Annotated in this window: 9 protein-coding genes and 2 rRNA genes; 3 read left to right on the forward strand and 8 right to left on the reverse strand. The window is 55.2% G+C overall.

The annotated features are described in order from the left end of the window. Window position 1: 1 nt before the first annotated feature. The 4 genes from bcsB to bcsR are packed head-to-tail and all read right to left on the reverse strand — an operon-like array spanning window position 2 to window position 5,979. Window positions 2–2,404 (reverse strand): cellulose biosynthesis cyclic di-GMP-binding regulatory protein BcsB, encoded by a 2,403-nt coding sequence (gene bcsB / locus VPX56_RS21715; protein ID WP_326468864.1) that lies wholly within the window; start codon window positions 2,402–2,404, stop codon window positions 2–4. Window positions 2,405–2,414: 10 nt separating this feature from the next. After that, window positions 2,415–5,030: a UDP-forming cellulose synthase catalytic subunit gene (gene bcsA, locus VPX56_RS21720; RefSeq protein ID WP_326468866.1), complete on the reverse strand. Its 2,616-nt coding sequence runs from the start codon at window positions 5,028–5,030 to the stop codon at window positions 2,415–2,417. After that, the gene (gene bcsQ, locus VPX56_RS21725; RefSeq protein ID WP_263610819.1) at window positions 5,027–5,779 is read right to left on the reverse strand and encodes a cellulose biosynthesis protein BcsQ; all 753 of its coding nucleotides are present in this window, start codon (window positions 5,777–5,779) and stop codon (window positions 5,027–5,029) included. The genes bcsA and bcsQ overlap by 4 nt, the downstream gene beginning before the upstream one ends. An 11-nt stretch (window positions 5,780–5,790) precedes the next feature. Next, on the reverse strand, window positions 5,791–5,979 hold the full coding sequence (gene bcsR / locus VPX56_RS21730; protein WP_010426045.1) for a cellulose biosynthesis protein BcsR: 189 nt from the start codon (window positions 5,977–5,979) through the stop codon (window positions 5,791–5,793). A gap of 173 nt (window positions 5,980–6,152) precedes the next feature. On the opposite strand from bcsR, the gene bcsE reads away from it, so the two are divergent. From bcsE to bcsG, 3 genes are read left to right on the forward strand one after another with little or no spacing between them, the layout of a single operon-like run. Continuing rightward, window positions 6,153–7,715 carry a cellulose biosynthesis c-di-GMP-binding protein BcsE gene (gene bcsE / locus VPX56_RS21735; protein ID WP_131635230.1) on the forward strand — a complete coding sequence of 521 codons (1,563 nt, stop codon included), beginning with the start codon at window positions 6,153–6,155 and terminating at the stop codon, window positions 7,713–7,715. Continuing rightward, window positions 7,712–7,906, forward strand: coding sequence for a cellulose biosynthesis protein BcsF (bcsF, locus tag VPX56_RS21740; RefSeq protein WP_263610817.1), 195 nt, complete (start codon window positions 7,712–7,714; stop codon window positions 7,904–7,906). Before bcsE ends, bcsF begins: the two co-directional genes overlap by 4 nt. Continuing rightward, window positions 7,899–9,572, forward strand: a complete 1,674-nt coding sequence (gene bcsG, locus VPX56_RS21745; protein WP_131635232.1) for a cellulose biosynthesis protein BcsG — start codon at window positions 7,899–7,901, stop codon at window positions 9,570–9,572. The genes bcsF and bcsG overlap by 8 nt, the downstream gene beginning before the upstream one ends. 39 nt (window positions 9,573–9,611) lie before the next feature. On the opposite strand, the gene birA is transcribed toward bcsG, so the two are convergent. The 4 genes from birA to VPX56_RS21765 form a co-directional block, all read right to left on the reverse strand. Further along, window positions 9,612–10,574, reverse strand: coding sequence for a bifunctional biotin--[acetyl-CoA-carboxylase] ligase/biotin operon repressor BirA (gene birA, locus VPX56_RS21750; RefSeq protein ID WP_326468871.1), 963 nt, complete (start codon window positions 10,572–10,574; stop codon window positions 9,612–9,614). After that, on the reverse strand, window positions 10,571–11,599 hold the full coding sequence (murB, locus tag VPX56_RS21755; RefSeq protein ID WP_326468873.1) for a UDP-N-acetylmuramate dehydrogenase: 1,029 nt from the start codon (window positions 11,597–11,599) through the stop codon (window positions 10,571–10,573). The genes birA and murB overlap by 4 nt, the downstream gene beginning before the upstream one ends. A gap of 134 nt (window positions 11,600–11,733) precedes the next feature. Beyond that, window positions 11,734–11,849, reverse strand: a 5S ribosomal RNA gene (gene rrf, locus VPX56_RS21760). Between the two features lie 70 nt (window positions 11,850–11,919). Beyond that, a 23S ribosomal RNA gene (locus VPX56_RS21765) occupies window positions 11,920–14,825 on the reverse strand. Window positions 14,826–14,929 lie beyond the last annotated feature (104 nt).

A 14,929-nucleotide genomic window follows, 5' to 3' on the forward strand; every position in this document is an offset into this window, starting at 1 on the left:
CTTACTCATTATCCGGGTTCAGGCGACGACGGCTGATAATACGCAGCAGACGCCACAGCACCCATGCCAGCAATACAACGCTGACGGCGGCCAGAATCGCCAGCAGCACCGGATGGTTAGACAGGGCATACCACAGGCGTTCGAACCACGGCAGGTGGCCCACGTAGTAGACATCCCCGACGCGCAGGCTGTTGACGCCCGATTCACGAATGACGGAGACGGAGCCGAACATGGACGCGCGTTTACCGCTGTCGTTCATCGCGTTGTTGAGCAGTTCATACCCGCGCGGGCTGTCTGCCAGCAGGGCGATCACGCTACGCTGATCGTTGTAAGGCGACTGGAAGCCAACAACGGCGGCCATGGGTCCCTGAGACGTAACGGTGGTCTGCGCGCTGGCCTGACGGTCGTTATTATCCGGCATGATGCTCGGGAATTCTGTCTGACGAAGCGGCGTGTTCACCCAGGACTGCGCCGCCTGCACCAGCAGATCGACGCGCTTATCGTCTTTGAGCTTATCCGGAATGGTGCCGATCACCATGATGTCGGCATCTTTGTTCTGGATCTGGCTACCATCGTCGGTCAACGTGACGTTAATCGCCGGGAGGCCCGTCTGCGCGCCAACGGTCGCCATCGTATCCAGCAGAGTGGTGACCTGAGCTTCATTTGGCGCTTTTGGCATCACAACAATGGATTCAGACAGGTCGGCCATGCGGCTGAACGGGAAGCTGGCGTTAGCAAACGCGCGCAGGTCCGGCATCGCCAGGAAGTGATAATACTTTGAGAAATCGATGGTGGATTCATCGCCAATCACAACGTGATTTTGTACCGGCTGGAAGGTGATGCAGTTATCCACCGAGCCGCCGGGCATCGGGTTCATGTACTGGAAGTCAAACCGCAGCTGGTTTATCGCGCCAAGCTTCAGGGCCGGGATAGACACATCGGTTTTCCCGTCCAGCAGGCCTTGCAGGACCGGCAGACGCAGCATCAGGCGGTTGGTGTCCTGGTTGCTGGTCAGGCTGAAGGATTGCAGGAACTGGTTGTTCAGGCTGATATCCATGCGCGAGCTGTCTTTGGTAGACGGCGCGGTGTAACGGTAGTTCAGATTGATATCAATACCGTTGGTGCGCAGCAGATACAGATCCGGCGGCAGATTGAGCGACAGGCTAACGGGCGAAGGCTCAAGCCCCGTGGACTGAAGCTGTTCTTCATAGGTTTTCAGCTCGCCAAAGGTAATGGCGCGGTCTGTACGCACCCAGTTTGGCGCATCGTAAGGCTTACGCGCCAGCAGCGGCTTAACCTCATCCACGATAACGCTATTGCCGCGGAACAGGATATTGCCCTGGGCAATCCCTTTTGCCGCCTGCACCAGATCTTTATCGTCACGGCCAAAGACCACCAGCATCTTCACGTACGGATTATCAGGATGGCTGATCATCTCGATGGTAGGTGCTTTAACATCCGGATAGTCGCGCAGGAAGGATGGGCGTTTGGCGTTGGTGGCAAAGACAATCGCGTTTCTGTCCGGCATTTTGTCATACACGACCGGGAAGTTCTGGCCGCGCCAGGCGGAGCGGGAGCCAAACCAGGAGGCCACAATGGTGGCGGCCAGCTGTTCGGTAACGTCCGGCGAGGAGGCAAACACCATCGGCAGGGTTAACTGGCGGTTATCGCGCGGATCGAAGAACGGGATCGGGAACGCGGAGAGATCGTTTTTCAACGCCAGCGACTGGTAGGTCATCTGCAGCGATGAGTTACGCCCCACGTCCATCCACAGCGTACTGCTGGCCGGGTTTTCGCAGACGTCACGATAGTGGCCCACAAACTCCAGACGAACGCGGTTGAAGTCGGTGATGAACAGCGGATTGATGGGTACCTGAGCCTGGGTCTTTTTGCCCAGCTGCTCTTTGGTCACCGGCAGAACGTCCATCAGCTCGTCGTTCAGGTAAACCTTGAGCTGCGACTGCACGGGCAGCAGCGCGGGCGAAGGCGTGTATTCGAGGTTTAGCACGGCATTCGAAACGACTTCATCGCTGCGCATCCCAAACTCAATCCCGCCGTTCGGGTTGATACCGCGCAGCACCATGCTGCCCGGAGGCGGCGCAATCTGCGCGAACGTCAGCTTCACGTCACGCGATGGGGTATTCTGGGCGACAACAGGCGCGTTGGCGCCCGGCACGCCCGGCATCACCTGCCCGACGACGTTACCTTCTGTCGGCTGGTTGGGAACGACGTTTTCCGTTTGACCCGGCGCCGCGGTGATAACCGGATCGGTCGCCTGGGCGACCACGGGAACCGTAGGAGCAGGTGTGGCAGCAGCATCATCGGGCGCTGCGTTAGCCATTGTTGCGGGGAGCGCACTCATCCCCATTGCCACTGCACATAACCAGGAAAGTTTTGTTTTCATCGCGTTATCATCATTGTTGAGCCATAACCGGGTCCGCCTGCTTCGCCTCATCCCGCTCAGGTCGGCGAGGAATGAACGACACGACCCAGGAAACCAGCGAAGTAAGTGACCGGAAAATTATTTTCACCGACGACGGGGCAAATTCTGCAAGGTGACGATAGCCACGGAACCCCAGCTTCAGAATATCAAGCAGGCTTTCCAGAGGTTTATCTTCCGGGAAGCTGTCCTGCCAGAGAGCCCACGTATCCGCGCGGGCGAACGTACACTGCACAAAATCAATATGCTGCTTTTTGGTCAGCGGCATCAGCTGCAGACCGACTTCATTGCCTAACACACGCACCACCTGCGTAGGGAAGACGTACTCCTGCTGGCCGCGCTTGAGCAGTAAGTTGACCTTCTGCCCTTCCAGCACCTTCGCCTGGCCGTTGATTTTGATGCCCAGACCGCCGTCAGAGAAGTCGTGCACCGTACAGGAGAAGAGATGGCCGTCTTCACGCGCGATTGCCGCCGGCATGCTGATTTCAACGCGATGCGCGCGACGCACCTGCTTGCTCTCTACCGATACCGCCACCGCGCCGCCGAGGATAATCAGGTTGTAGAACACCCATGCCATACTCACGAAGACCGTCAGGATCTCGTTTTCAGGACCGTAGTAGTAGCGCCAGATACCTGCGATCACCCCCACAATGTTGAGCAGCACCAGGAAGATGTACGGACGGGAGATCACCCAGTCGACATACTCCTCCTCCACCAGCCCCCCCTTCGCGGTAACGTTGAATTTGCCTTTATGCGGGTTAATCAGCGCCACCATCGTTGGCGGCGCAATGTACCAGGCCAGCACCGTTTCGTAGATTTCACTCCAGAACGAATGGCGGTATTTCCCCTGAATCTTCGAGTTCGTCAGGCTCGCGTGGATCATGTGCGGCAGAACAAACAGCGCAATCATCAGCGCGGGCGCGTAGATGATATAGGCGTGAAGGAGCAGGAACGCCAGCGGTGCCGTGAGGAAGATAAGCCGCGGGATACCGGAGAGGAAGTGGAACATGGCGTTGACGTAGCACAGGCGCTGCGCCAGTTTAAGCCCTTTCCCCATCAGCGGGTTATCGAGACGGAAAATCTGCACCATGCCGCGCGCCCAGCGAATACGCTGGCCGATGTGCGCCGACAGCGACTCCGTTGCCAGACCCGCGGCCTGCGGAATACGCATATACGCGGAGGTATGGCCCCGGCGGTGCAGGCGCAGCGAGGTGTGGGCATCTTCGGTCACCGTCTCAACGGCGATACCGCCAATTTCATCCAGCGGACCGCGGCGGATAACCGCACAGGAGCCGCAGAAGAAGGTTGCATCCCACATGTCGTTTCCGTCCTGCACCAGGCCGTAGAACAACGTGCCTTCGTTCGGGGTTTTACGGAAACGGCCCAGGTTACGTTCAAACGGGTCCGGCGAGAAGAAGTGGTGCGGCGTCTGCATCATTGCCAGCTCTTTCTCCTTCAGGAACCAGCCCATGGTCATTTGCAGGAACGAGCGCGTCGGCACGTGGTCGCAGTCAAAGATCGAGACGAACTCGCCTTTAGCGTATTTGAGGGCGTTATTGATGTTCCCGGCCTTCGCGTGTTCGTGGGTGGTGCGGGCGATATACTCCACGCCCACCTCTGCCGCAAACTGACGGAACTCTTCGCGACCCCCGTCATCGAGGATCCAGATTTTGAGCTTATCTTTTGGCCAGTCGATACCCAGCGCGGCGTAAATCGTGTTTTTCACCACGCTCAGGTCTTCGTTGTAGGTGGGAACAAACAGGTCGACGGATGGCCACTGACCGGTGTCTTTCGGTAGCGGAACCGGCTGGCGGTTGAGCGGCCATATCACCTGGAAATAGCCCAGGACCAGCACAATCCAGGCGTAGGTTTCGGCAAACAGCAGCACCAGCCCGCACACCAGGCTCACCGGATCGTCCCAGTTCAGCGTGGAGGTATAGCGCCACCAGATGTAGCGGCAGGAGACGGTTAGCGACAGTACAATCAGCATCAGGGCAGAGAAACGCCCAGGAATACGCCGGACCAGCAGGGCCACGCCCCAGAGCAAAATCAGGAAGGTAAACTGCGCCAGCGGGTTGAAGGGCTGCGTGATACAGACCAGCGCCAGAATAAGCGAGAAGACGACAATTACGCCGAGAATAAAACGGCGAAGGCCCGGATGCAGGTGTCCGAGCTCTTTGTGGTTATCCAGATGGCTTGTCTTATCGCTGACGCTATCGGGTAGCCTGTCCAGCCACTGGTGATAGCGTTCACGTAAATTCGCCACGCGATTGAAGCTGCGCCAGCGCGGGGCCTTTTTATCAGGGCTGGAGGTCGTTGCCACCAGCCAGATAGCCTGTATGAGATAGCGGGCCGGATCGAGAGGACGCGGCCTGTCAGGATGAATATGCGGATAGAGTTCGCTATGCCGCGCGCGAATACGCTGCCAGCGCGGGTGTTCAAGGGGGATGAACATCCACGCCAGAATCATCCAGAAACAGCCAAGCGCGGCGCTAAACGCCGACGCGCCATGTCGGCGGTAGTGCCGATAATGTTCGCTTAAACGCGAACTGACCGGCGGGATGAGTAACCAGGTGGACAGACGACTCATACGGAACTCCCGGCTGGCTCCGCCTCACTTGCGAAGTGCAGAAGACACCAGTTCGCCAGCGTCAGGATCTCTTCTGCTGCCAGTGAATCGCTACGGTATTCGCCGAGCGGCTGCTTGGAGGCGAGGCACTCCGCCATGCCCTCATCACGATGGATCACCATCGGCAGCAGCCGACGCTGACTTTGCAGCCAAACCTGGTATAGATCGTCCTGAATCTGACTGCCGATGCGAAGATCGTTGATCAGGAGATGGGCGTTCGCGGGTAGCGCCTGCTGATGCAGGCGGATATGACAGTTCGCATCCACGTTCACAATGGAGAGTACATGATCGCATTTCGCCATCAGCTGGCGCGTCAGCTGGGCAGCACCGTGCGGCAGATCCAGCAGGATCCACTTGTAATGGCCCTGCTCTTTCAGGCTCTGGAGCGCATTGACAAACCGGGAAAACAGGCGCTGGTACGCGGCTTCATTCCCACGCTCGGCTTCAGTTAGCTGACCAAACGGCAGCAAATCAAGCTGGGACGTGTAGCGCAGCCCCGCATCGCGCCAGTCTTTATCATCAAGCAGCGCGCGGGCCCAGCCTTCGGTACGGGTAAAGTCGACGTTGAAGGACATGCGCAACAAATTATCGGAGGAGGCATCAATAACCAGCACCGATTCACCTAATACCTGCAATGACCACGCCAGCGCCGCGGTAATGGAAGTGGTACCCACTCCCCCCCGGACGCCCTGTAATCCTAGTATGGCCATCAATGGCTCCCTTATTGTTGTTGGGCAAATTCAGCTAATAACGGCCAGCGTTTAATAGCCGCGGCCAACTGTTCCCGCTGGGAAATATCGGTGTAATCTATTTCAGGCAATGAAAAGGCCTGCGTCAGCGCCAGAAAATCATTTTGGAATGTGTAACCCAGGCTAGAGTCGACAGGCGTTCCGGATTCATTATTATGCATTCTTAATCCATCCATTTGAGTAAAACCGCAAGATCGGATGTACGAGGCTTCCTGCCCTATCAAATTTCGTTTACATGCTAAATCTGATGTTCTTTAATTTCAATGTTAGGTTTATTTCTACGCTTTCGCTAGTAAACTGAGATACAGATAAATTCGACGAAAAGAGGGACACCGTGGACTCCATATTTTCTATTGGCATCCAGTCATTATGGGACGAATTGCGACACATGCCAGTCGGAGGAGTCTGGTGGATTAATACGGATCGCAACGAAAATGCCATCAGTTTGGTTAATCAGACAATCGCCGCGCAGGAAAAGGATTCTCGCGTCGCGGTCATTACCATGGGCGAAGATCCGAAAAAAATCATTACGCTTGAAAACGACCGTGGCCCACAGACTGTACGGTTATTTTCCATGCCAGCCGAAGCAGATAGTCTATACTTTTTGACCCACGACATTCAGTGCTCAATTGATCCGGATCACTATTTAGTGATACTAAAATGTGCAAATAACGCACTTCAGAATATCCCAACGGAAAAACTGCTGCGCTGGCTGGAAAAAATCAATAAATGGGCAAGATTTCAAAATTGCACACTTTTGGTTGTTTATCCCGGTAGTAATAATGACAAGCTCTTTTCGCTATTAATGGGTGAATATCGCTCTCTTTTTGGTCTGTCGAGTATACATGACCAGACCGACAGCTATCTTTACGATATTGCCTTCTGGTGTAATGAAAAAGGCGTCAGCGCCAGACAGCAGCTCAACCTCAAACAGATTGACGGCCAGTGGCATCTCGCACACCTTGAAGAGACCGTGGTGCAGCCGCGCAGCGATGAAAAACGCATCCTGAGCCATCTCGCGGTATTAGAAGGTGCACCCGCGCTTTCTGAAAACTGGTCGCTGTTCGAAACGAACGAAGCGCTATTTAATGAAGCCCGCACCACGCAGGCGGCGACCATCGTTTTCTCGCTGATGCAAAATAACCAGATCGAAACGCTGGCCAGGCACATTCACACGCTGCGCCGCCAGCGCGGCAGCGCGCTGAAAATTGTCGTACGCGAAAATACCACCAGCCTGCGCGCCACGGATGAACGCCTTCTGCTGGGCTGCGGTGCGAATATGGTTATTCCGTGGAATGCCCCGCTGTCGCGCTGCCTGACGCTTATCGAGAGCATTCAGGGCCAGCAGTTCAATCGCCACGTGCCGGAAGATATTTCAACGCTGCTCTCCATGACGCAGCCGATGAAGCTGCGCGGGTATCAGAAGTGGGATACATTCTGCGATGCCGTTGGCAACATGATGAACAACACGCTGCTGCCGGCAGACGGAAAAGGGGTTATGGTGGCGCTTCGCCCTGTACCGGGTATCCGCGTTGAGCAAGCGCTAACCCTGTGCCGCCCAAACCGCACCGGGGATATCATGACGATTGGCGACAATCGTCTGGTGCTGTTTTTATCCTTCTGTCGGGTTAACGACCTCGATACGGCGCTTAACCATATTTTCCCCCTGCCTACCGGGGATATTTTCTCGAACCGCATGATTTGGTTCGAAGATAACCTGATTAGTGCAGAGCTGGTGCAAATGCGCACGCTTACCCCTGAAAACTGGACGAAGCCGCTCGCTATCACCAGCGATTTCAAACCGATTCTCAATGCTAAGCATGACGGACATGTCTGGCGTCGGGTTCCAGAGCCGCTGCGCTTACTGTCTGAGAATGGGGAGAACGCATCATCATGAATCTCAGCGATATCATTCAACTGGTCGTACTCTGTGCGCTGATCTTTTTCCCGCTTGGCTACTATGCGCGCCATTCGCTGCGTCGTATTCGCGATACGGCCAGAATGCTGTTTGTAAAACCTCGCTACGTTAAACCAGCCGGAACACTGACACGGGCTTCACACGTCAAGGCAAACCGAAAACATGACTAATTCTACTCACACCGCTTCGTCACCATCGCCGCTGTGGCAATACTGGCGCGGCCTTTCCGGCTGGAACTTCTACTTTCTGGTGAAGTTTGGCCTGCTGTGGGCTGGCTATCTGAACTTCCATCCGCTGCTTAACCTGGTGTTTATGGCCTTCCTCCTGATGCCCATCCCAAACATCAGGCTGCACCGCTTGCGTCACTGGATTGCCATCCCCATTGGCTTTGGGCTGTTCTGGCATGATACCTGGCTACCCGGGCCGGAAAGCATCATGAGCCAGGGCTCGCAGGTCGCGGGCTTTAGCGCTGACTACATACTTGACCTCACCGAGCGCTTTATTAACTGGCAGATGATCGGCGCGGTGTTTGTGCTGCTGGTTGCATGGCTTTTTCTGTCCCAGTGGATCCGCGTCACGGTGTTTGTCGTGGCGATCCTGATCTGGCTGAACGTGCTGACGCTGGCAGGCCCAAGCTTCTCCCTGTGGCCAGCCGGCCAGGCGACAACGACCGTTACCACCACCGGTGGCAGTGCGGCGGCAACCGTCGCGACGGCGGGCAATACGCCGGTGGTGGGTGACATCCCGACGCAGACTGCCCCGCCAACGTCCACGAATCTTAACGCCTGGCTTTCCAGCTTCTACAGCGCAGAAGATAAACGTCAGACTAAATTCCCGGATGCGCTGCCAGCAGATGCCCAGCCGTTCGAGCTGCTGGTGATTAACATCTGCTCCCTCTCATGGGCAGACGTGGATGCTGCTGGTTTAATGTCGCATCCGCTGTGGTCGCACTTTGATATTCAGTTTAAAGACTTCAACTCTGCCACCTCGTACAGCGGTCCGGCGGCAATTCGTTTGCTGCGCGCAAGCTGCGGTCAGCCGTCGCACAAGAACCTGTATCAGCCAGCCGGAAACCAGTGTTATCTGTTCGATAATCTGTCCAAACTGGGCTTCACGCAGAACCTGATGCTGGGCCATAACGGCGTGTTTGGCGATTTCCTCAAAGAGATACGTCAGGAAGGGGGAATGCAGGCACCGCTGATGGATCAGACCGGTCTGCCGGTGTCTCTGCTGGGCTTTGACGGTTCACCGGTCTACGACGATACTGCCGTCCTGCAGCGCTGGCTGCAGAAGGTGGACGGTAATACCCGCAGCGCCACCTTCTATAACACGCTGCCGCTGCACGACGGTAACCACTTCCCGGGCGTGAGCAAAACGGCGGATTATAAAGTTCGCGCGCAGAAGCTGTTTGACGAGCTGGACGCGTTCTTCACCGAGCTGGAAAAATCGGGCCGTAAAGTGATGGTGGTGATGGTGCCAGAACACGGCGGCGCGCTAAAAGGCGACAGGATGCAGGTGTCCGGCCTGCGTGATATCCCAAGCCCGTCCATTACCAACGTGCCCGCCGGGATTAAGTTCTTCGGCATGAAGGCTCCGCATCAGGGGGCGCCTGTTGAGATTACCCAGCCAAGCAGCTATCTGGCGATTTCAGAGCTGGTTGCCCGCGCGGTGGATGGCAAACTGTTTGTGGAAGATAGCGTGAACTGGGATCAGCTTACCAGCAACCTGCCGCAAACGGCTGAAGTCTCCGAGAACGCCAACGCGGTCGTCATTCAATATCAGGGCAAGCCCTATGTTCGCCTGAACGGCGGCGACTGGGTGCCTTATCCTCAGTAACGTGCTCTATACCCTCTCCCGGCCGGGAGAGGGTCTTTCTTATTCTGCACTTCTTAACGAAATTTCCCCGCCTACCCAGGGCTTGATCGCGCCGTCCTGTTCAAGCAACAGCGCCCCCTGTGCGTCGATACCGCGGGAAATGCCGTAGATCTCTTTGTCGCCAATCAGCAGCTTCACCGGGCGATTGATAAAGTTATCCAGCTTTTCCCAGCGAGACAGGAACGGTGCCAGCCCGTCCTGCTCAAAGAGCGATAATGAGCTGCGCAGTTCTTTAATCATCCGTACAGCAAGCGTGTTGCGGTCGATGGTGATCCCCGCCTCCTGCAGGTTAGTCCAGGCCTGATTTACGACATCATTCTGTACGTTGCGCATAACCATATTCAGGCCAGCACCGATGACGATCTGCGCTGCATCCCCCGTTTTTCCCGTCAGCTCGACGAGAATACCCGCAAGTTTGCGATCGTTGAGGTAGAGATCGTTTGGCCATTTTACGCGTACGTTATCCGCGCCCAGATCGTGCAGAACTTCCGCCATCACAATGCCGATAACCAGGCTCAGACCAATGGCGGCGGCCGGTCCCTGCTCGAGACGCCAGAACATGGAAAGATAAAGGTTGGCGCCAAAAGGGGAAAACCACTTACGTCCACGGCGACCACGTCCGGCCTGCTGATACTCGGCAACGCAGGCATCGCCTGACTTGAGTTCGTTAAGCCGATCCAGCAGGTATTGGTTCGTTGAATCAATGACCGGCAGCACCGCAACGTTGCCCGAGCCAACCTGGCTGCGGATCGCCTCTTCATTCAGCAACTGTATCGGCTCCGGCAGGCTGTAGCCTTTTCCAGGAACCGTGAATACATCCACACCCCAGTCGCGAAGCGTCTGAATATGCTTGTTGATGGCGGCGCGGCTCATGCCAAGCTGCTCGCCCAACTGCTCGCCAGAATGAAACTCGCCGTCGGCAAGGATGCCGATCAGGGTTAAGGGGACGGTATTGTCCTTCACGCGATAGCCTCCACGGCGCTGACTTCACCTGTACGACCAATGAAGCGGACTTCAGGCTCAAGCCAGACGTTGAATTTTTCGCCTACACGCTGGCGAACATGGTGCGCTAGCTGCACAACATCATCACTGGTCGCATTGTCCTGATTAATCAGAACCAGCGCCTGCTCACGATGAACTGCAGCTCCCCCTACAGCAACGCCTTTCAACTGGCACCGATCGATAAGCCAGCCTGCAGCCAGCTTTACGCTGCCATCAGGCTGCGGATAGTGCGGTGCCGTTGGAAAGCTGGCGAGGAATTCTTTTGCACTTTCGCTGCTGATAACGGGATTTTTAAAGAAACTTCCGGCATTTCCGTTCACTTTCGGATCGGGAAGTTTAGTCATGCGCATATGACATACGGAATCAAAAACGTCGCGGGCGGTAGCCGTCGCGGGATCGAGTCGAGTTAAATCACCGTAGGTCAGTACAGGCTTCCAGCTTTTCGACAGACGCAGGCCCACGGCCACTATCGCGTAGCGATCCTGATATTCGTGTTTGAAGATACTGTCACGATAGCCAAAACGACACTCTTCTGCCGTTAAGCGCAGAGCCGTGCCGGTCACCAGTTCAATGCAGTCGACATATTCACAGACGTGTTTGAGTTCGATGCCGTAGGCACCAATATTTTGGATAGGTGACGATCCGGCGCAGCCAGGTATAAGCGCGAGGTTTTCCAGGCCGGGCATCCCTTTATCCAGGGTGTATTGCACCAGCTGATGCCAGTTTTCTCCAGCGCCCACGTGCAGATGCCAGCTGTCAGCGCTTTCTGAGACATCGATGCCCATGATGCGGTTGACGATCGCCGTGCCTGCAAAATCTTCAAGAAACAGGACATTACTTCCTTCGCCCAGAATCAGAACGGGTTCACCGTTGTCTGTTGCGTTTTGCCATGCATCCAGTAGCTGCTGAGCATTATCGGCACGTACAATTTGATTAGCATTCCGTTGAATACCAAAGGTATTCCAGGGCTTAAGGGAGTGGTTCATAGACGCTATCCTGATGCAAAAACCGGGATAGTTTACCGTATATACGGGGGGATAGGTGATTTGTTTATGGAGAAGAAGAGGATACAAAAACGCAAAAAGGCCATCCTTCCGGATGGCCTCTTCACTTGTTTGATGCCTGGCAGTTCCCTACTCTCACATGGGGAGACCCCACACTACCATCGGCGCTACGGCGTTTCACTTCTGAGTTCGGCATGGGGTCAGGTGGGACCACCGCGCTAAAGCCGCCAGGCAAATTCTGTTAAATCTGTATCAAAGCTGAAAATCGTGTCGTCTCTTCGCCAAAACACCTTCGGCGTTGTAAGGTTAAGCCTCACGGTTCATTAGTATCGGTTAGCTCAACGCATCGCTGCGCTTACACACCCGACCTATCAACGTCGTAGTCTTCAACGTTCCTTCAGGACTCTCAAGGAGTCAGGGAGAACTCATCTCGGGGCAAGTTTCGTGCTTAGATGCTTTCAGCACTTATCTCTTCCGCATTTAGCTACCGGGCAATGCCATTGGCATGACAACCCGAACACCAGTGATGCGTCCACTCCGGTCCTCTCGTACTAGGAGCAGCCCCCCTCAATTCTCCAGCGCCCACGGCAGATAGGGACCGAACTGTCTCACGACGTTCTAAACCCAGCTCGCGTACCACTTTAAATGGCGAACAGCCATACCCTTGGGACCTACTTCAGCCCCAGGATGTGATGAGCCGACATCGAGGTGCCAAACACCGCCGTCGATATGAACTCTTGGGCGGTATCAGCCTGTTATCCCCGGAGTACCTTTTATCCGTTGAGCGATGGCCCTTCCATTCAGAACCACCGGATCACTATGACCTGCTTTCGCACCTGCTCGAGCCGTCACTCTCGCAGTCAAGCTAGCTTATGCCATTGCACTAACCTCCTGATGTCCGACCAGGATTAGCTAACCTTCGTGCTCCTCCGTTACTCTTTGGGAGGAGACCGCCCCAGTCAAACTACCCACCAGACACTGTCCGCAACCCGGATTACGGGTCTACGTTAGAACACCAGCCATTAAAGGGTGGTATTTCAAGGACGGCTCCACGCAGACTGGCGTCCACGCTTCAAAGCCTCCCACCTATCCTACACATCAAGGACCAGTGTTCAGTGTCAAGCTATAGTAAAGGTTCACGGGGTCTTTCCGTCTTGCCGCGGGTACACTGCATCTTCACAGCGAGTTCAATTTCACTGAGTCTCGGGTGGAGACAGCCTGGCCATCATTACGCCATTCGTGCAGGTCGGAACTTACCCGACAAGGAATTTCGCTACCTTAGGACCGTTATAGTTACGGCCGCCGTTTACCGGGGCTTCGATCAAGAGCTTCGCGTTGCCGCTAACCCCATCAATTAACCTTCCGGCACCGGGCAGGCGTCACACCGTATACGTCCACTTTCGTGTTTGCACAGTGCTGTGTTTTTAATAAACAGTTGCAGCCAGCTGGTATCTTCGACTGATTTCAGCTCCACCCGCAGGGGCTTCACCTACATATCAGCGTGCCTTCTCCCGAAGTTACGGCACCATTTTGCCTAGTTCCTTCACCCGAGTTCTCTCAAGCGCCTTGGTATTCTCTACCTGACCACCTGTGTCGGTTTGGGGTACGATTTCGTGTTACCTGATGCTTAGAGGCTTTTCCTGGAAGCAGGGCATTTGTTACTTCAGCACCGTAGTGCCTCGTCATCACACCTCAGCGTTAATAAACGACCGGATTTACCTAATCGTTCCGCCTACATGCTTAAACCGGGACAACCGTCGCCCGGCTAACATAGCCTTCTCCGTCCCCCCTTCGCAGTAACACCAAGTACAGGAATATTAACCTGTTTCCCATCGACTACGCCTTTCGGCCTCGCCTTAGGGGTCGACTCACCCTGCCCCGATTAACGTTGGACAGGAACCCTTGGTCTTCCGGCGTGCGGGCTTTTCACCCGCATTATCGTTACTTATGTCAGCATTCGCACTTCTGATACCTCCAGCAGCCCTCACAGGCCACCTTCAACGGCTTACAGAACGCTCCCCTACCCAACAACGCATACGCGTCGCTGCCGCAGCTTCGGTGCATGGTTTAGCCCCGTTACATCTTCCGCGCAGGCCGACTCGACCAGTGAGCTATTACGCTTTCTTTAAATGATGGCTGCTTCTAAGCCAACATCCTGGCTGTCTGTGCCTTCCCACATCGTTTCCCACTTAACCATGACTTTGGGACCTTAGCTGGCGGTCTGGGTTGTTTCCCTCTTCACGACGGACGTTAGCACCCGCCGTGTGTCTCCCGTGATAACATTCTTCGGTATTCGTAGTTTGCATCGGGTTGGTAAGCCGGGATGGCCCCCTAGCCGAAACAGTGCTCTACCCCCGAAGATGAGTTCACGAGGCGCTACCTAAATAGCTTTCGGGGAGAACCAGCTATCTCCCGGTTTGATTGGCCTTTCACCCCCAGCCACAAGTCATCCGCTAATTTTTCAACATTAGTCGGTTCGGTCCTCCAGTTAGTGTTACCCAACCTTCAACCTGCCCATGGCTAGATCACCGGGTTTCGGGTCTATACCCTGCAACTTAACGCCCAGTTAAGACTCGGTTTCCCTTCGGCTCCCCTATACGGTTAACCTTGCTACAGAATATAAGTCGCTGACCCATTATACAAAAGGTACGCAGTCACCCCATAAAGAGGCTCCCACTGCTTGTACGTACACGGTTTCAGGTTCTTTTTCACTCCCCTCGCCGGGGTTCTTTTCGCCTTTCCCTCACGGTACTGGTTCACTATCGGTCAGTCAGGAGTATTTAGCCTTGGAGGATGGTCCCCCCATATTCAGACAGGATACCACGTGTCCCGCCCTACTCTTCGAGTTCACAGCATGTGTGCTTTCGTGTACGGGAGTATCACCCTGTACCCTGCGACTTTCCAGACGCTTCCACTAACACACAAGCTGATTCAGACTCTGGGCTGCTCCCCGTTCGCTCGCCGCTACTGGGGGAATCTCGGTTGATTTCTTTTCCTCGGGGTACTTAGATGTTTCAGTTCCCCCGGTTCGCCTCGTTAACCTATGTATTCAGTTAACGATAGTGTGTCGGAACACACTGGGTTTCCCCATTCGGACATCGCCGGGTCAAAGGTTCATATCACCTCGCCGGCGCTTTTCGCAGATTAGCACGTCCTTCATCGCCTCTGACTGCCAGGGCATCCACCGTGTACGCTTAGTCGCTTAACCTCACAACCCGAAGATGTTTCACTTCATGATTGCGAAAATTTGAGAGACTCGAACACACCATTAAGGTGTGTCGTTTCAATTTTCAGCTTGATCCAGATTTTTAA

Origin of the sequence: Enterobacter wuhouensis, from assembly GCF_035835995.1 — a bacterium.
Lineage (GTDB): Bacteria > Pseudomonadota > Gammaproteobacteria > Enterobacterales > Enterobacteriaceae > Enterobacter > Enterobacter wuhouensis.

What these genes read in the sequence shown, in the direction of transcription:
- bcsB (WP_326468864.1), bottom strand. Translation starts at nt 2,404, where the DNA reads ATGAAAACAAAACTTTCCTGGTTATGTGCAGTGGCAATGGGGATGAGT.
- bcsA (WP_326468866.1), bottom strand. Translation starts at nt 5,030, where the DNA reads ATGAGTCGTCTGTCCACCTGGTTACTCATCCCGCCGGTCAGTTCGCGT.
- bcsR (WP_010426045.1), bottom strand. Translation starts at nt 5,979, where the DNA reads ATGCATAATAATGAATCCGGAACGCCTGTCGACTCTAGCCTGGGTTAC.
- bcsF (WP_263610817.1), top strand. Translation starts at nt 7,712, where the DNA reads ATGAATCTCAGCGATATCATTCAACTGGTCGTACTCTGTGCGCTGATC.
- bcsQ (WP_263610819.1), bottom strand. Translation starts at nt 5,779, where the DNA reads ATGGCCATACTAGGATTACAGGGCGTCCGGGGGGGAGTGGGTACCACT.
- bcsG (WP_131635232.1), top strand. Translation starts at nt 7,899, where the DNA reads ATGACTAATTCTACTCACACCGCTTCGTCACCATCGCCGCTGTGGCAA.
- murB (WP_326468873.1), bottom strand. Translation starts at nt 11,599, where the DNA reads ATGAACCACTCCCTTAAGCCCTGGAATACCTTTGGTATTCAACGGAAT.